The following is a 14564-nucleotide window of genomic DNA, read 5'->3' on the forward strand; positions in this document are numbered from 1 at the left end:
GTCCGCCGCGTGCGGTCACACGGCGAGCGGCTCCAGGTCCCGGTACACCCTGCGTTCCTCCAGCGCGAAACGGGTGATGCCGTTGTTCTCGCCGAGTTGCCGGCGCAGCCCCTTCAGGTCCCTGACCGCCTCGTCACGCAGCGCGCGGGCCTCGTCCAGGCGGCCGAGGGCGGTCAGGGTCAGGGCGCTGTTGCTGACGACGGCGAGAGCCTCGGGATGCTGGGCTCCGAGGTCGGCACGGAGCGCGTCGGCGCTGCGCTGCTCCCGCTCCCAGGCCTCCTCCGGCCGCCCGGTCTCGGCGAGCACGATCGCGTAGTTGGCGGAGCAGAACTGGGTGTGCGGGTGGTGGGCGCCGAGTACGTCGGTCATGCGGGCGAGCACCTTCAGGAACACGTCCTCGGCCTGCTCGCTGTCGCCGCAGCCCCAGTGGAAGACGCCGAGGTTGTTCATCGCGGCCTGGGTGTAGGGGTGGGCCTCGCCCGGCTTCTTCACGTACTCGGCGAGCACCTTCTGGGCGACGTCGCGCGCCTGCTCCCGGTCCTCGGCCGCGAACAGGTCCGCGGCGTGGTTCAGTTCGCAGGCGAGGAGGTCCGGGGTGGAGACCGTGTACTGCGCCCGGTACTGCTCCAGGGTCGCGGAGGTCAGCCGCCGGGCGTCCTCCAGCTGGCCCGCCCTGCGCAGCGACACCGCGAGCGACTTCGCGCACCGCAGGGTGCCGGGGAACTCCTTGCCGAGCACGCGCTTGTGCTGGTCGTACGCCTGGGACAGCACGGCCACCGACGCCGTGTACTCGCCGACCTCGCGCAGGTCGCGGCCCAGGTTCTCGGCGGACGAGAGGGTGTAGATGTGATCGGCGCCGTGGACCTTCGTGCGGCGGGCGAAGGTGACGTCGTCGATCTGCCGGGCGTCCCGGTACCTGCCGACCATGCGCAGGGCCAGGGCGAGGTTGTTGGCCGCGTTCAGGGTGCGCGGGTGGGCCTCGTAGAAGAGTTCGCTGAAGCCCTCGTGCGCCTCCTTCGCCAGCTCCACGGCCTTGGTGTACTCGCCGAGTGCCGCGAGGTCGCTGGAGAGGCCGGAGGTGGTGATGAAGGTGTGCGGGTGCCGGTTGCCGAGCAGCCGGCGCTGCCGCTGCAGCACGTCGTCGTCCAGCTCCCGTGCCTCGACGTACAGCCCCTGGGAGCGCAGCACGTTGGCGAGCTGGCAGCGCAGGTACAGGTACTGCTCGTCGTCCTCGCCGAGGGGCTCCTTCCAGTGGTCGAGGAGTTCCTCGGCGAGGCGCTGCGCCCGCGGGAACTCACCGCGCTTCCACAGGTAGCGGACGCGGTCGACGAGCAGCCTGCGCGGCTCGGACTCGGTGCAGTTGCGGATGTCGGAGGCGGTCAGATGGGGCCAGATGATGTCGAACTGCGGCCAGTTCTCGCGGTTGTCGGTGGGTTCGTCGCCCTTGGGGCGGGCGCCTCTGAGGATCTTGTGCACCGCGTGCCGGGCGATGCGCCGCTCCTGTTCCGACATCTGGGAGCGGATCACCGCCTGCACGAGTCGGTGCACCTGGATCGAGCGGGAGATCTGGTCGACCTTGGCGAGGGCGAGCTGGCTGATCTCCCGCACCAGCTGGCCGATCAGCAGGCTCTCCGTCAGGCCGAGGGCGGTGACCATCTCGTTGCTGTCGTAGAGCAGTTCGGAGGAGATCGGCTCGGCGGCGAGGAACGCGCACAGCTGCAGCAGCCGGACCGAGGCGGGCGAGCGTTCCTTCAGCCGCCGGATGGAGATGTTCCAGGTGGCGGCCACCGTGTCGGGGTAGTCGGCGGGCTGGTTGAGCCCCATCACCGCGGCCGTCTCCGCGCTGAGGCGGCGCAGGTACTCGGCCGTCGGCATGGCGGTCTCGGCCAGCCAGGCCCCGGCCTGCTCCACCGCGAGCGGCAGGTCGCCCACGGCGTCCGCGACCTGGTCGGCCTCCGCGGGGGAGAGGCCCGGGGCGCGCCGGGACAGGTGCTCGACGCTCTCCTGCCGCTGGAAGACGTCGACCGGCAGCGTCTCGCCCTTGTCCGACCACGCCTGGTTCCGCGAGGTGACGAGGATGTGCCCGCCGCCCGTGGTGGGCATGTACCCGGCGAGGTCGTCCGGGTCGTCGGCGTTGTCGAAGACGAGGATCCACCGCTTGGTCGGGTTGCCCCGGGAGAGCATGCGGACGGTTTCCTTGCTGGCCAGCGCCATGTCCTCGCCGCCGGGCGCGCCGATCCGGGAGCCGAGTTCGGCGAGCGTGGACACCACGTTGTCGATGTTCTCGGACGGCACCCACCACACCAGGTCGTAGTCGGCGCTGAACCGGTGCACGTACTCCAGCGCGATCTGCGTCTTGCCGACCCCGCCCATTCCGAACAGCGCCTGCTGCTGCGGCAGTACGGCGGTCATGCCGCTGCGCAGCTGCTCCCGCACCTTTTCGAGGATGTAACCCCGGCCGGTGAAGGTGCTGTTGCGCTGTGGCACGTTCCAGTGGTCCGGTACGTGGCCGGGGAACCGGGGCGCCGCCGGCCCGCCCTTGGGCAACTGGCCGGGCAGTTCGAGCGCGCCGAGCAGCGCGCCCTCGCAGCCTCCTTCGTCGAGCCCGTGGAGTTCGACGAGGTCGGCCTGGTGCCGGTACGAGTCCGGCGGCTGGACCTCGTCCACCCGTACCGATATCAGCGGTACGGGCAGCCCGTCACCGCTGATGGACGGGCTCGGCAGACTCCCCGTGTGCCGGGATCCGTACAGCGCCCTGGACCACAGGAGCAGGACGCGGGTGCCGGGGACGGGGCTGTCGAGCGGGCCGGCGGCCACGTCGCGCAGCGTGACGGTGCAGCCCGCGCGCTTCAGCAGCGACTCGATCCAGTCGGCCCACATCCGGTTCTCGGCCGCGTACACGACGGCCACCCGCGCCCCGTTGGCCTGCGGCCGGCGCCGGATGAAGGCGTCCCGGCTGCGCAGCCGCGCGGGTTCCGGGATCTGCGGCAGCGTGGTGACCTCGTCGTCGGTCACGGCCGCGGCGAGCCGTTCGAAGGCGGCCAGCAGCGACTTGGGGTCGCCCTTCTTGTCCCCGACGACGGCGAGGGTCTCCTCGTAGGCGTAGTACGGCTTGTACGGTATTTCGACGCTGCCCCAGTAGGCGGTGACCTCGTCGGCGCTCAGCCGCTCCCCGTCCGGTCCCTTCGGCAGCCCGGCGAACTTCATCCGGGCCACCGCGCGGCCCGCCTCGACCTTGTCCTTCTCGCCGTCGTCGACGCGCATCGGCACGGGCAGCACCCGGATCCGGCGCTTGCGGTGGTCGTCGCCGACGCTGTGCGCGACCTCGGCGGCGCCGTCGATGGACTGGTCGCTGAGGGTGAAGCAGTCCACGAGGACGTCGGGCATCTGGAGGGTGCAGATGTCCGCGGTGTCCGACAGACCGGTGCGCGAGTCGATCAGTACGTAGTCGTACGACTCCTTCATGCTGTCGCGCAGCGCCTCCAGGAACATGCCGCCGTTGAGGCGGTCGTAGAAGTTGTCCCACTCCAGGGAGGAGGCCGTGCCCGAGTAGGCCCGGAACTGGCGGCCCGCGGAGAGGAAGTCGAGCGAGCCGCCGTCCTCGAAGGCGAGCCCCTGCCGTTCGGGGGAGAGCGAGACGGCGTGCTGTTCCACGTCCGCGAACTGCAGGTGCCAGGATCCCGTGCGGCTGATTCCGTCGGTCGCCGCCCAGGCGTAGTCCTGGAGGATGTTGAGGACGCCGCCGGTGGCGGTGAGCACGTTGGGGTCCAGGAACGGGTGGAAGAAGCGATCCAGCCCCGGGGCCTCCAGGTCCCAGTCCACGGCCAGGACGCGTTTGCCGTTGGCGGCGAGGATCCACGCCGTGTTGGCCAGCGCCATCGTCCGTCCGGTGCCGCCCTTGTACGAGTAGAAGGTGATGATGCGTCCGTCCCTTGCGGCCGTCATGCCTCTCCTCCGGGTTCGTCTCCCGCGTCCGGGCCGGACGGCGGGTAGGGGTCCGCCAGACGGGGTCTGGGGAAGTGTGGGCCCGGTGGCAGTCGGACCTCGGCGTTCTTCAGGAACTGCCGGGTCGTGTAGGCCACGACCTCGGGCAGCACCCTGGTGAACGACTTGAGCGTGGGGACGCCGTTGACGGCGATCCGGGTGTCGCTGCGCCGGGCCCGCTCCAGGATGGTCGGCATCACCCGCTCCAGCTCCTCCGCGAGCCGCCGCCCCTCCTGGCCGTGGTTCTGCAGGTCGGCCCGGCAGCGCGGCACGATCGCGCTCACCCACGGGCGGGCGTACGCGTCGAACGTCTTCAGTCTGCGCCGGCGTTCCTCGTCGCTCAGCGCCCACTGGTCCACCAGCAGGATGCCGGGCTGCCGCTCGCCGGACCCGCGTGACTCCTCGGCGGGGCTCTCGTCGTCGAAGGCGGCGACCGTCACCCGGTAGTCCAGCGAGCGGATCAGTTCCTCGGCGTGCGTGGACAGCGCGCGTGTCGACTCGGTGTGGTACGGGTTCCAGTCCAGCGCGTCGTCGCCGTACGGCCGGGCGTCGCGGTGCTGCGGGACGGAGTCCTCGGTGGGGGCGGCCACGGTCAGCCGGATGTGCCGGGGGCCGGTGCCACGCGGTTTGAAGGCGCTCGGCGTGCTCTCGTAGTCCCGGGGGCGGCCGGGCGGCAGCCGGGCCTCGCGGGCCGCCTGCACGATGCGTTCGGCGAGGCCGAACACGGTCTCGTCGTACTCGTCGCGCAGCCTGCTGAGCTTGATCAGGCCGTAGATCCCGTTGTTGAGGTACCGCCCGCCCGACGACGTGCTCTCGATGTGCATGTGGCGTACGGAGTCCGGGAGTTCACGCAGATCGACGCGGGTCCACAGGGCGGGCACGATGGCCGAGGCGGTGGCCGTTCCGGTGGTCCTGGCGTTCAGCATCCGCTCGTGGAACGCGTACCACTCGCGGCCGCACATCTCGCTGGAGAAGTAGCGCGGCGAGAACAGCGGTACGAACACCCGGCAGACGGCGAGGTTCTCACTCAGTTTCTCCGGCCAGCCCTCCCCGGACCGCATCTCCCGGTCCATGAAGCCGGGCGGGGACCCCGCGGGCAGGTCGGTGAGCGCCACGATGTGATTGCACAGGTCGTTGAACAGGACGCGCACCCAGTGGTCCGGGTCCCCGCTGTCCGGGCCCCACTGCGGGGTGTGGGCGTACGACAGGAAGAAATAGGGCCGGTTGTCCGGAGCCCGATCCTGCACGCGTTCCCCCATGTCCGCACGTCCCCCTGCCCGTCGGCAAGCCACGGGACCGCCCCCGTCGACGGTGCGTGCCTCCGCCGGACTCAACAATGTGCCCGACGGACCCCGCTTCCGGTTCACTGCTTTCAGGCCAAAGGTCGTCGATATCCAGACATCTGCCCCTTGGCGTGGCCCACCACGTCCCGCATGGCGCAGAGCACGACCGCCCGCGACGCCCACTCGGCCTCGGTGAGCATGCGGCGCGGCAGCCGCGAGCCGATCTTCCCGAAGTCGCTGTCGTCCAGGGCGAGATCCCGGTACTCGACCCAGTTCCCCTTGTCGCCCACCACGCACCGGTACGTACGCCGGGGCGGCCTGGGCCGCATCAGGTACTCGGCGTAGTGGAACGCGCTGCACACCTCGAACCCGACCCGCAGCAGCAGGATCTGGGCGTCGGCGGCGTACAGCCTCGCCATCGGGGAGAGCCTGCCCAGGTGGCTGCGCAGCGCATGCCGGCGCAGCAACCTGCCTGCCGCGGGTCCGAGTCCGGCGAAGGAGGTCTGCGGATGTGCGCTGCGCACCGCGCCGGGCGTCGACCGCACGCACTCGGCGAGCGCCCCCATGGTCGGGCACCCGGTGGCGTCCGGTTCGAACGGCGGCATCGCCTCGCGGTACGCGGCCGCCTCGGCCTCGTCCAGGCCCGCGACGGCCTGCCGGTAGGCGCGGGAGGTGTCGGAGTTCTCGGGCGTGAACGCGGGCACGATCAGGGTGCCCCCGGGACCGAGTGCGGCGAGCAGTCCGTCCCGGACCCGCTCCGGGGCGACCCCGGTGCCGCCCAGCGAGGCGTGCACCATCAGCACCCCGCCCCGCCGGACGCCCAACGAGCGCAGCAGGCCGCCCAGTTCAGCTGCCGACGTCTGTGCCGTCCCGGTCATGATCCCTCGCAGACGCTCGACCACTGCGACCACATGCGGGCCACCAGCACGGCCCCGGTCGCCGTCAGTTCGGACTCGGGCAGCAGGGTGAGCGCGGTGAGCGCGCGTGCCGCCTCCTCGTGCGCCCCCTGCCCCAGCCCGTCGTCCGCCCGGTCCAGCAGAACGCCGGCGGGGCTGCCGGGCCGGTGCAGGTCGGCCGTCTCGCGCAGCGCGGTGAGGCGGGCCCGGCGGCCGATGCGGGGAAGTTCCCGCGCGAACTCCTCGGGGGTCACGTCGACCGCCACGCCCAGCGCCCCGAACCCGTGGCTGCCCAGTGCCAGACCGCTGCCCGCCGTCAGCGGGGTGAGGACGGTGGGGCGGAACGCCTCCGGCGCGCAGGGCCGGTCCGGGGGGTCCTTGGCCAGCAGCTCGTAGGCGCGCGCCATCCGTTCGGCGAACTCGCCGCACTCCAGGGACGGGGCGACGGGGACGGGGTAGCAGTCGCGGTAGGGGTCGGCGTCGTCGACCAGTGGACCGTCCTGGACCGGCAGCCGGTCCACGGGGCGCCAGTGCGTGGAGACGGGGACCCCGTCGAGGCGTACCCAGCCTGCGCCGGACCCCCGGTTCTCGCGTACCCGGAAGGCGTCCGGTGTCACGGTGACCTCGATGCGGCCGGGGGCGTCGAGGCGGTAGGTGCCCCAGGTCGGCAGGTGCAGCCGGGTGGTGGGCTGGTCCCAGGAGAGCGTGGCCGGTACTCCTGCCCGCAGGGCCGCGGCGGCGGCCAGGGACATGAACCGGGCCGTGTCGGCGGGGCCGCGCAGGGAGCGCTGGAGGCTGGTGCGCACATAGGGGTGCGCCAGCACCTCGTCCAGGTGCGGCGCGGTGGCGGCGTCGGCGTCCAGGGCCAGCAGCAGCCGCCAGGCGTCCGCCCAGTCCGGCTCGGACGCCAGGTGCTGCTGTGCCCGGCGCAGCAGCACCCGGTCCAGTTCCAACTGGGCCCACGAGAGCCGGTCCGAGCCCAGGACCGCGGGGGAGAACGCGCGGTCGGTCACCCGGTCGGCGATGCCCTCGATCAGGGAGCGGAGGTCACCGCAGAAGACACTGGGGTTGTCGAAGCCGTTCCCCGAGCGGTACCGGTGCCCGTACAGGCCGCCGCCGCAGGACCGCACCACCGGACAGCCGCGGCAGGTGTCGCCGAGTCCGTCCACCCCCCGCTGCCGGGCCTGCACACCGGGGTGCGCGGCGAACTCGGCGAAACCGTGCCGGAAGACGTCGTACCCCGTCTCCGGGGCGCCGGCGTAGGCGGACTTCAGCCAGTCGGCCTGCTCGAAGTCCCCGTCCGTCTCGATCACGGCGAGGTCGCTGGGCGCCAGCCCCAGCGCCTCGGTCAGGGGCGGCCCGCCGCGCAGCGTGCTCAGCACCGAGTCGAAGGTCCGCACCGGCATCGGGCGGCCCTGCTGCTCCCAGCGGTCGAAGACCGCGAGCAGCCAGTCGGCGTACGGGGTGGTGGTGCCGGCCGGGTTGGGCGGGGGGCTGTCCCAGGTGGAGTGCGGAAGCAGGTAGTCGATCCGCGGCGGGGCCAGCTCGGTGAGGGCGTCGTGCACGGCGACCGGGTCGTTCGCCACGTCCACCGTGCACAGCACTCCGCTGAACAGGTGTCGGTACTCGGGCTCCTGGAGCAGCCGGATGCCGCGGACCACGCGGTCGTAGCTGCTGCGGCCCCTGCGGTCGAGCCGGTGCCGGTCGTTGGCCGCGCGGTCGCCGTCGAGCGACACGCTGACCCGGACCCCGAACTCCCGGCAGACGTCCAGGTGCCGCCGGTTCAGGGTGACCGCGTTGGTGTGCATGCGCAGGTCGAGCGCGGTCAGTGGGGCGAGGGCGCGGGTGAGTTCCGCGCAGATGTCGCGCAGCCGGGCCGGACCGACCAGCAGCGGTTCGCCGCCGTGCAGGATCACCGAGACGGATTCCAGGGCCCGGGACCCGGCGTATTCGGCCAGTCGGGCGGCGACGGCGCGCACCGTCTCCGGGCGGATGAAGGTCGGGCGGGACCGCCAGCTCTGGTCGGCGTGCTGATACACGTAACAGTGGTCGCAGAGCAGATCACACCTGCTGTGGATCTTGAGGACCAGCTGTCTCAGAGGTGGGGCGTCGGGCGACTGGCTCGTCACTGGAGGCAGTCTGTCAGACTTCCCGTGCCCAAGGCGCCCCAAACCGCTTCATCGGTGGGCGCGTTGACGCCAACGGCGCACTGACGTGGGTGCGGGCGGTACGCCCGTCCGCCGGGGCGCACCCACGTCCGTGTGAACGTCCTCGTGTCGTCGTTCCCGGTCAGAACGCCGAGTTGAACGTCGACTGGCCCGAACGGCGGTCGGCGACGTCGGTCACGCGGCCCGCGGCGCGCGCCGCGGCGGTCCCGAGCGGGTCGATCTCCGACAGGGGCTTGTGCCGTGCGACCGGCCCCGCGGGCTGAGGGGCGCGCCTCTTGGGCGTCGTGCTGAGGTTCATGATGGTTTCGTCGCTCCGGTTCGGGTGCGTGGAACCGAGTCTGGTCCCGATGGTGCGGACCCTATACCAGGAATGCCCGGCGAACCTCTTGTGCACGGGGCTGCTTTCCCCACTCATTGTGTTCTTAGGCCATCTTGTCGGGGGCGCGCGCAGGTCTTCGGAGGCGTGCGGTGAATTCGGGGGGCGTTCATGGGGGCCGCAAGCACTCCTGTACCGGGTACCACGCTGGGCGAGCAGGATCTGCCGCCGCTGTTCCAACTCAGTGACCAGTGGGCGTTACGCCATCAGAGCGACTCGTTCCGGGCGGTGCGTACGCACCTGATCCTGTTGCTGCTGGCCACCGCGGCCGCCGTCCTGACCGAGCAGGCGTCGGGGCACGTCATGACGGTGCTGGCGGCCCTGCTCTACGGGCTGACGATAGCCCTCGGCCTGAGCACCTCCCGGCGCCGGTCCCGGGCGCACTGGCAGGCGCACCGGGCGGCCGCCGAGCTGCTGAAGTCGCTGGCCTGGCAGTACATGGTGCACGGCGGCCCCTTCCACTCCCATGTCGTCGACCCGGACGCGGTGTTCGCGGAGCGGCTGGAGGAACGTCTGCGCGAGCTGCGGGCCTGCGGCTGGGAGGACTCCCGCGACCCCGAGGAGCGGCGCAGGGGGCAGATCACCCCGCGGATGCGCGCGGAACGGGCCAAGTCCTACGCGGCCCGCCGGGACCTCTACCTGCGCGACCGGCTCCTGGAACAGGCCGTCTGGTACAAGAACCGGGCCGCCCGCGCGCACCGCGCCGCCGCCCGCTGGTCCTCCGTCACCGCGGCGCTGACCCTGTGCGCCCTCGCGGCCGCCCTGCTGCGGACCGTCGACCTGCTCGGCGGCGCCGACCTCGCGGGGCTGCTCAGCGCGGCCGCCGCGGCGGGCGTCGCCTGGCAGGAGGTACGCAGGCACGGCCCGCTGACGTACGCGCACTCCCTCATCGAGCAGGATCTGGAGACCACCCGGATCGCCATGACCACCACGGTGACGGAGGCGGGCTGGGCCGAGGCGGTGGGGGAGGCGGAGCGCCTGATGTCCCCGGCGCACACGGAGTGGCTGGTGCGCTTCGGCACCTGAGGCGGGCCGGCCGCGCCCCGTCAGTCGCGCAGTACCCCGTCCGGCCACAGCACGGTCACCGGCACCCCGATGTGCCGGGCGTAGGCCACCACGTCACCCGTGCCGCCCAGACCGCGTGCCGGACGGCCGTCCCACACGGCGAGCAGTTCGTCGGAGCGCTCCGCGATCCACTGGCCCGCCGCGAAGTACGCCTGCTCGTGGGTGGGCTGGACGGGGAGCTCGACCCGGTTCGCGCAGCGCCCCAGGATCCTGCGGTACGACGCCCGTGCCGCCTCGTCCCCCAGGTGGGCCTCGTAGTCCATGCCCGGGATCACGGCCGTCACCGGGACGCCGTGCGCCAGGGCGAGGTCCGCGAAGAGCTGGTCCGTACCGGCGGCGAGGCAGCTGAGTGCCTCCAGGGCCACGTCGGTGCGGCTGAGGTGCCGGTGCAGGGCGGAGCGGACGTAGGGCAGGACGGACGGCGGGAACACCCGGTGGCCGGTCACGCCGACGCGGGTGACGGCGAGGCGGGGGACCGGTGCCGTCTCGGCGAGCTGGTCGGTGAACACGGTGATGTCGGCTGTCACGGACCGTCCCCTCCCGTCACCATCGGTGAGTCCACCCTAATCGAGGAGTGACGAGGCGCGCACGGGGCGCGTCGGCTCACATCGGGGCCGGTCGGCGGGTACGTGTGCTCAGGCGGCCAGCGGGTCCAGCACCAGCGGCTCGATCCGGCCCTCCAGCATCGCCCCGATGCCCTGGACGGCGCACACGTCCGGCCGCTCCGCGATGTGCACCGGCATGCCGGTGGCCTCCCGCAGCAGCTGGTCGAAGCCGGGCAGCAGCGCCGAGCCGCCGACCATCACGATCCCGCGGTCGGCGAGGTCGGCGACCAGGTCGGGCGGGCAGTCGCGCAGCACCTTGCCGATCCCGTCCAGGACGGACATGAGGGGCGTCTGGATGGCGTCCCGGACGGCCGCGGTGTCCACCCGCACGCTGCGGGCCAGCCCGGTGACCACGTCCCGCCCGTGGATCTCGGTGGAGGCGGGGCCCTCCGGGGTGAGGCCGGTGCCGTCCAGGGCCAGCTGCAGGGGGCGTACCGCCTGGTTCGGCAGCATCAGCTCGTGCTCGTGCCGCAGGTGCTGGACGATCGCGTGGTCCACGGCCTCCCCGCCGACGGGCATCCGCTCGGCGCACACGATCGACCCGAGGGAGAGCACGGCGACCTGGGTCGCGGCGGCCCCGCAGACGAGGATCATGCTCGCCTCCGGCCGCTCGACCGGCAGCCCGCACCCCACCGCCGCGGCGATCAGCGTGTCGACGAGCTCCACCCGCCGGGCCCCGAGCCCCACCAGCGTCTCGATGGTGGCCCGCTGGGCCAGCGGGTCGGCGTCGTGCGGGGTGCAGGCCGCCGCCCGCAGCCGGGGCTTGCGGCGCAGCGAACGGCGGATCTTGTCGCCGAGCAGCTGGCGCAGCATGCGCTGGGCCATCTCGATGTCGACGATCGTCCCGCCGGAGACGGGCCGCACGACACGGATGTAGTCGGGGGTACGGCCCGTCATCCTCTCCGCGAAGTCGCCGACGGCGATCAGGGCACCGGTACGCGTGTTCATCGCGGCGACGGAGGGCTGGTCGACGACCAGGCCCATGCCCCTCACGTACACCCGGGTGCGGGAGGCCCCCAGATCGACGGCGAAATGGCAGCGGCGCAACTGCTCCAGACTGACGGTCACGGCAGATCCTCCCGGTGCGCGGGCCGTGTGGGGTGGCACCGCCGGTCGGCGGCCTGCTTCGCATCCTCCGGGGGATCGCAGCGGCGCGCCTGCGGGGAGGGTCCGGGCGGGGCGCCGCTGAATGGGGGGTTTCGGGCCCGTCGGGCCGCCCGCGGGTCAGCCGGGCGGTGCGGGCGGCGCGGGCGCGGCGAGGCCGTCCGGGGAGTTGCCCACGATGCCGCGGACCACCCCCAGCTCCACCAGGTCCTGGGGCCGGATCCGCAGCTGGCCGGCGGTGGTCTCGACGTCCTCGGGGGCGCGTTTCAGGATCGCCGCCGCCAGTTCCGGTGCGATGACGGAGAAGTAGCTGTCCGGGGTGGCCCAGGTGTTGCCAGGCGCGGCCAGCGCGAGGGCGCCGCCCGAGCCGCCCTCCCCGACGACGAGGGTGGTGATCGGCGTCCGGGCCGCCGCGACCTCGCCGAAGAGCTCCGCGATGGCGGCGCCCGCGCCCTGCCGTTCCGCCTCGGCGTCGTTCGCGGCGCCCGGGGTGTCGACCAGCGTCAGCACGGGGATCCCCAGCCGGTCCGCGAGCCGTATCAGGCGGGCGGCGGTGCGGTATCCGGCGGGCCTGGTCGCCGTCCCGGTCTGCGCGGCGAAGGCGACCGTACGGCCGTCCGCCCGCTCGCCGAACCCGCACAGCATCCCGCCCGGGTCCGCCCCGCCGCACCGGTCGCCGACCAGGGCGACGCGGCGGGTGAAGTACGCGTCCAGGTAGGCCTCGGCGCGCGGGCGGTGCGGGGCGCGGGCGCGCCGGACGGCCTCCCAGCCGGTGGCGGGCAGCGCGCTGCCGCCGAGGGCGAGCGGCGGGTCGGCGGGTATCGGGGCGGGCGCGGTCAGCAGCCGCAGCCACAGCCCGAGCGACGCCTTCAGCTCCGCCGGGGGCACCACGGCGTCCGCCGCCCCGGCCGCGAGCTGCGCCTCGGCCGTGTACGCGGCCGGGTCGGCGTCCGGCGGGCGGACCCGGGAGCCGGCGAAGCCCACCTGGGCGCCGGGCAGCGCCAGGATCACGTCGGCCCCGGCGCCCAGGGTGGCCCAGCCGCCGCCGGTCGTCGGGTCGCGCAGGACCGCGACCTGCGCCAGCCCCGCCTCCCGGGTGAGCGCCGACTGGCGCGCCACCCGCTGCAGCTGGGACAGGGCGAGCATGCCCTCCTGCATCCGGCTGCCGCCGGTGGCGACCAGCGGTACGACCGGGAGCCGGTGGGCGCGGGCATGGACGTACGCCGCCTCCAGCCGGTCGCCGGTCCGCTCGCCGAGCGAGCCGCCGAGGAAACCGAACTCGAAGGCGATCAGCACCGCCGCCGTGCCCTCGACCCGCGCGGTGCCGACGACGACGGACTCCTCCTCGCCGGTGCGCTCGGCGGCGCGGGCGCGCGAGGCGTCGTACCCCTGCCAGCCGAGCGGGCCGTCGGGCGGCGACCGCCGCGCCGGGTGCGGGAGTTCGGCGAAGGTGCCGGGGTCGGCGACGAGGGCGAGGACGCGGCGGGCCGAGAGCCGCGCGGGTGCCGGACCGGGCGCCGGCACCGGGACCGGCTCAGGCACCGAGGGCCCGCTTCATGATCTTCCCCATGTCGTTGCGGGGGAGGGCGTCCAGGTAGTGGACGACGCGGGGCCGCTTGTGCGGGGCGAGCCGCCCGGCGACGTGGTCCGCCAACTCCTCGGCCGAGGGCGGCGACTGAGGCTCCGCAGGCACGATCCAGGCGACGATCCGCTCGCCCAGGTCCGCGTCCGGCTCTCCGGTGACCGCGGCCTCCCGCACCCCCGGATGCTCCAGCAGCGCGTTCTCGATCTCCCCGGCGCCGATCTTGTAACCCCCGCTCTTGATCAGGTCGGTGGCCTTGCGCCCGACGATCCGCACATAGCCGTCCGGCTCGCGCACCGCCATGTCCCCGGTGCGGAACCAGCCGTCGGCGGTGAAGGCGGCGGCGGTCGCGTCGGGCCGGTTGAGGTACTCGGTGAACAGGTTCGGGCCGCGCACCTGGATCTCCCCGACGGTCTCCCCGTCGTACGCCGCGATCGCGGTCCCGTCCTCCTCCACCAGCCGCAGCTCCACCCCCGGCAGCGGCACCCCCACGGTCCCCGCGCGGGCCTCGCCGTCGGCCCTGACACTGGTGTTCATCAGGGTCTCCGTCATGCCGTACCGCTCGACGACCCGCCGTCCGGTCGCCGCCGCGATCCGCTCGTGGTCGTGGACGGGCAGCGCGGCCGAGCCGGAGACCAGCAGCCGGGCCAGGCCGAGCGCCTTCGCCAGGCCGGGGTCGGCGGGCAGCGCCTCCGCGATGCGGTGGTACATGGTGGGCACGCCGAAGAACATGGTCGCGCCGTCGTTCAGTTCGCGGGCGACCCCGTCGGTGTCGAACCGGCCGAGGTGCCGGACCGAGCCGCCGCGCCGCAGCGGCCCGAGGATGCCCAGCACGAGCCCGTGCACATGGAACAGCGGCAGGCCGTGGACGAGGACGTCCTCCCCGGTCCACTGCCAGGCGTCGGCGAGCGCGTCCAGGGTGGCGGCGAGCGCCCGGCGCGGGATGACGGCGCCCTTGGGCGGCCCGGTGGTGCCGGAGGTGTACACGACGAGGGCCGGGTCGGACTCGTCGGTACGGTCCTCGGGCACCGGCCCCACGGCCGCCGCGTCGACGTCGATGCGCGGCAACTCATCCAGTGCAGGGGGAAGTTCGGCGCCGGGTGCGGCCAGCACGGCGGCCGGCGCACTGTCGGCGAGGATGTGCGCGAGCTCCTTCTCCCCCGACCTGGGGTTCAGCGGCACGGCCGCCCGCCCGGCCAGCAGGGTGCCGACGACGGCCACCGCCGTCTCCAGCTCCGGCGTCGCCCACACCGCGACCCGGTCGGCGTCCCCGACCCGCCCGGCGAGAGCGCCGGCCGCGGCGGCGAGCTGCCCGTACGTCAACGACCGCGCCCCGAACCGCAGGGCGACCTTCCCGCCCGGACCGTCCACCAGGGCCGGAAACAGAAACGACACGCGACGACTCCTCACCGTTCGGAACCCCGACAGCCTCTTCCTACACCAGCCGCCACCCTCCGGGGCCGCCTCGGCCGCCGAACGCACCGTGTCCTCCAGGAGGTTC

At 73.4% G+C, this 14564-nt stretch carries 10 protein-coding genes; 1 reads left to right on the forward strand and 9 read right to left on the reverse strand.

Features of this window, described 5'->3' with window-relative positions:
- Positions 1-15: 15 nt before the first annotated feature.
- The 5 genes from fxsT to ACFY0K_RS06615 form a co-directional block, all read right to left on the reverse strand.
- Positions 16-3945, reverse strand: a complete 3930-nt coding sequence (gene fxsT / locus ACFY0K_RS06595) for an FxSxx-COOH system tetratricopeptide repeat protein (RefSeq protein ID WP_390638918.1) — start codon at positions 3943-3945, stop codon at positions 16-18.
- Positions 3942-5231: a TIR-like protein FxsC gene (locus ACFY0K_RS06600; protein ID WP_390638919.1), complete on the reverse strand. Its 1290-nt coding sequence runs from the start codon at positions 5229-5231 to the stop codon at positions 3942-3944. Before ACFY0K_RS06600 ends, fxsT begins: the two co-directional genes overlap by 4 nt.
- Positions 5232-5356: 125 nt before the next feature.
- A complete protein-coding gene (locus tag ACFY0K_RS06605; protein WP_390638920.1) occupies positions 5357-6145 on the reverse strand; it encodes an aminoglycoside N(3)-acetyltransferase in 789 nt (262 codons plus the stop codon).
- Positions 6142-8292, reverse strand: coding sequence for a radical SAM/SPASM protein FxsBH, inactivated beta-hydroxylase extension form (gene fxsBH, locus ACFY0K_RS06610; protein ID WP_390638921.1), 2151 nt, complete (start codon positions 8290-8292; stop codon positions 6142-6144). The genes ACFY0K_RS06605 and fxsBH overlap by 4 nt, the downstream gene beginning before the upstream one ends.
- 160 nt (positions 8293-8452) lie before the next feature.
- Positions 8453-8629, reverse strand: a complete 177-nt coding sequence (locus tag ACFY0K_RS06615) for a hypothetical protein (protein ID WP_390638922.1) — start codon at positions 8627-8629, stop codon at positions 8453-8455.
- Positions 8630-8818: 189 nt separating this feature from the next.
- Here ACFY0K_RS06615 and ACFY0K_RS06620 point away from each other — a divergent pair, with 189 nt between their 5' ends.
- A complete protein-coding gene (locus ACFY0K_RS06620) occupies positions 8819-9733 on the forward strand; it encodes a DUF4231 domain-containing protein (RefSeq protein ID WP_390638923.1) in 915 nt (304 codons plus the stop codon).
- Between the two features lie 20 nt (positions 9734-9753).
- On the opposite strand, the gene ACFY0K_RS06625 is transcribed toward ACFY0K_RS06620, so the two are convergent.
- From ACFY0K_RS06625 to ACFY0K_RS06640, 4 genes are all read right to left on the reverse strand, one after another.
- Positions 9754-10281 carry a hypothetical protein gene (locus ACFY0K_RS06625; protein WP_390639448.1) on the reverse strand — a complete coding sequence of 176 codons (528 nt, stop codon included), beginning with the start codon at positions 10279-10281 and terminating at the stop codon, positions 9754-9756.
- Positions 10282-10407: 126 nt separating this feature from the next.
- Positions 10408-11445, reverse strand: coding sequence for a rod shape-determining protein (locus ACFY0K_RS06630; protein WP_390638924.1), 1038 nt, complete (start codon positions 11443-11445; stop codon positions 10408-10410).
- 156 nt (positions 11446-11601) lie between these two features.
- Positions 11602-13005 (reverse strand): carboxyl transferase domain-containing protein, encoded by a 1404-nt coding sequence (locus ACFY0K_RS06635; RefSeq protein WP_390639449.1) that lies wholly within the window; start codon positions 13003-13005, stop codon positions 11602-11604.
- 10 nt (positions 13006-13015) lie between these two features.
- The gene (locus ACFY0K_RS06640; RefSeq protein WP_390639450.1) at positions 13016-14458 is read right to left on the reverse strand and encodes an acyl-CoA synthetase; all 1443 of its coding nucleotides are present in this window, start codon (positions 14456-14458) and stop codon (positions 13016-13018) included.
- Positions 14459-14564 lie beyond the last annotated feature (106 nt).

This window comes from Streptomyces sp. NPDC001507 (assembly GCF_042894765.1).
Taxonomy (GTDB): Bacteria; Actinomycetota; Actinomycetes; order Streptomycetales; family Streptomycetaceae; genus Streptomyces.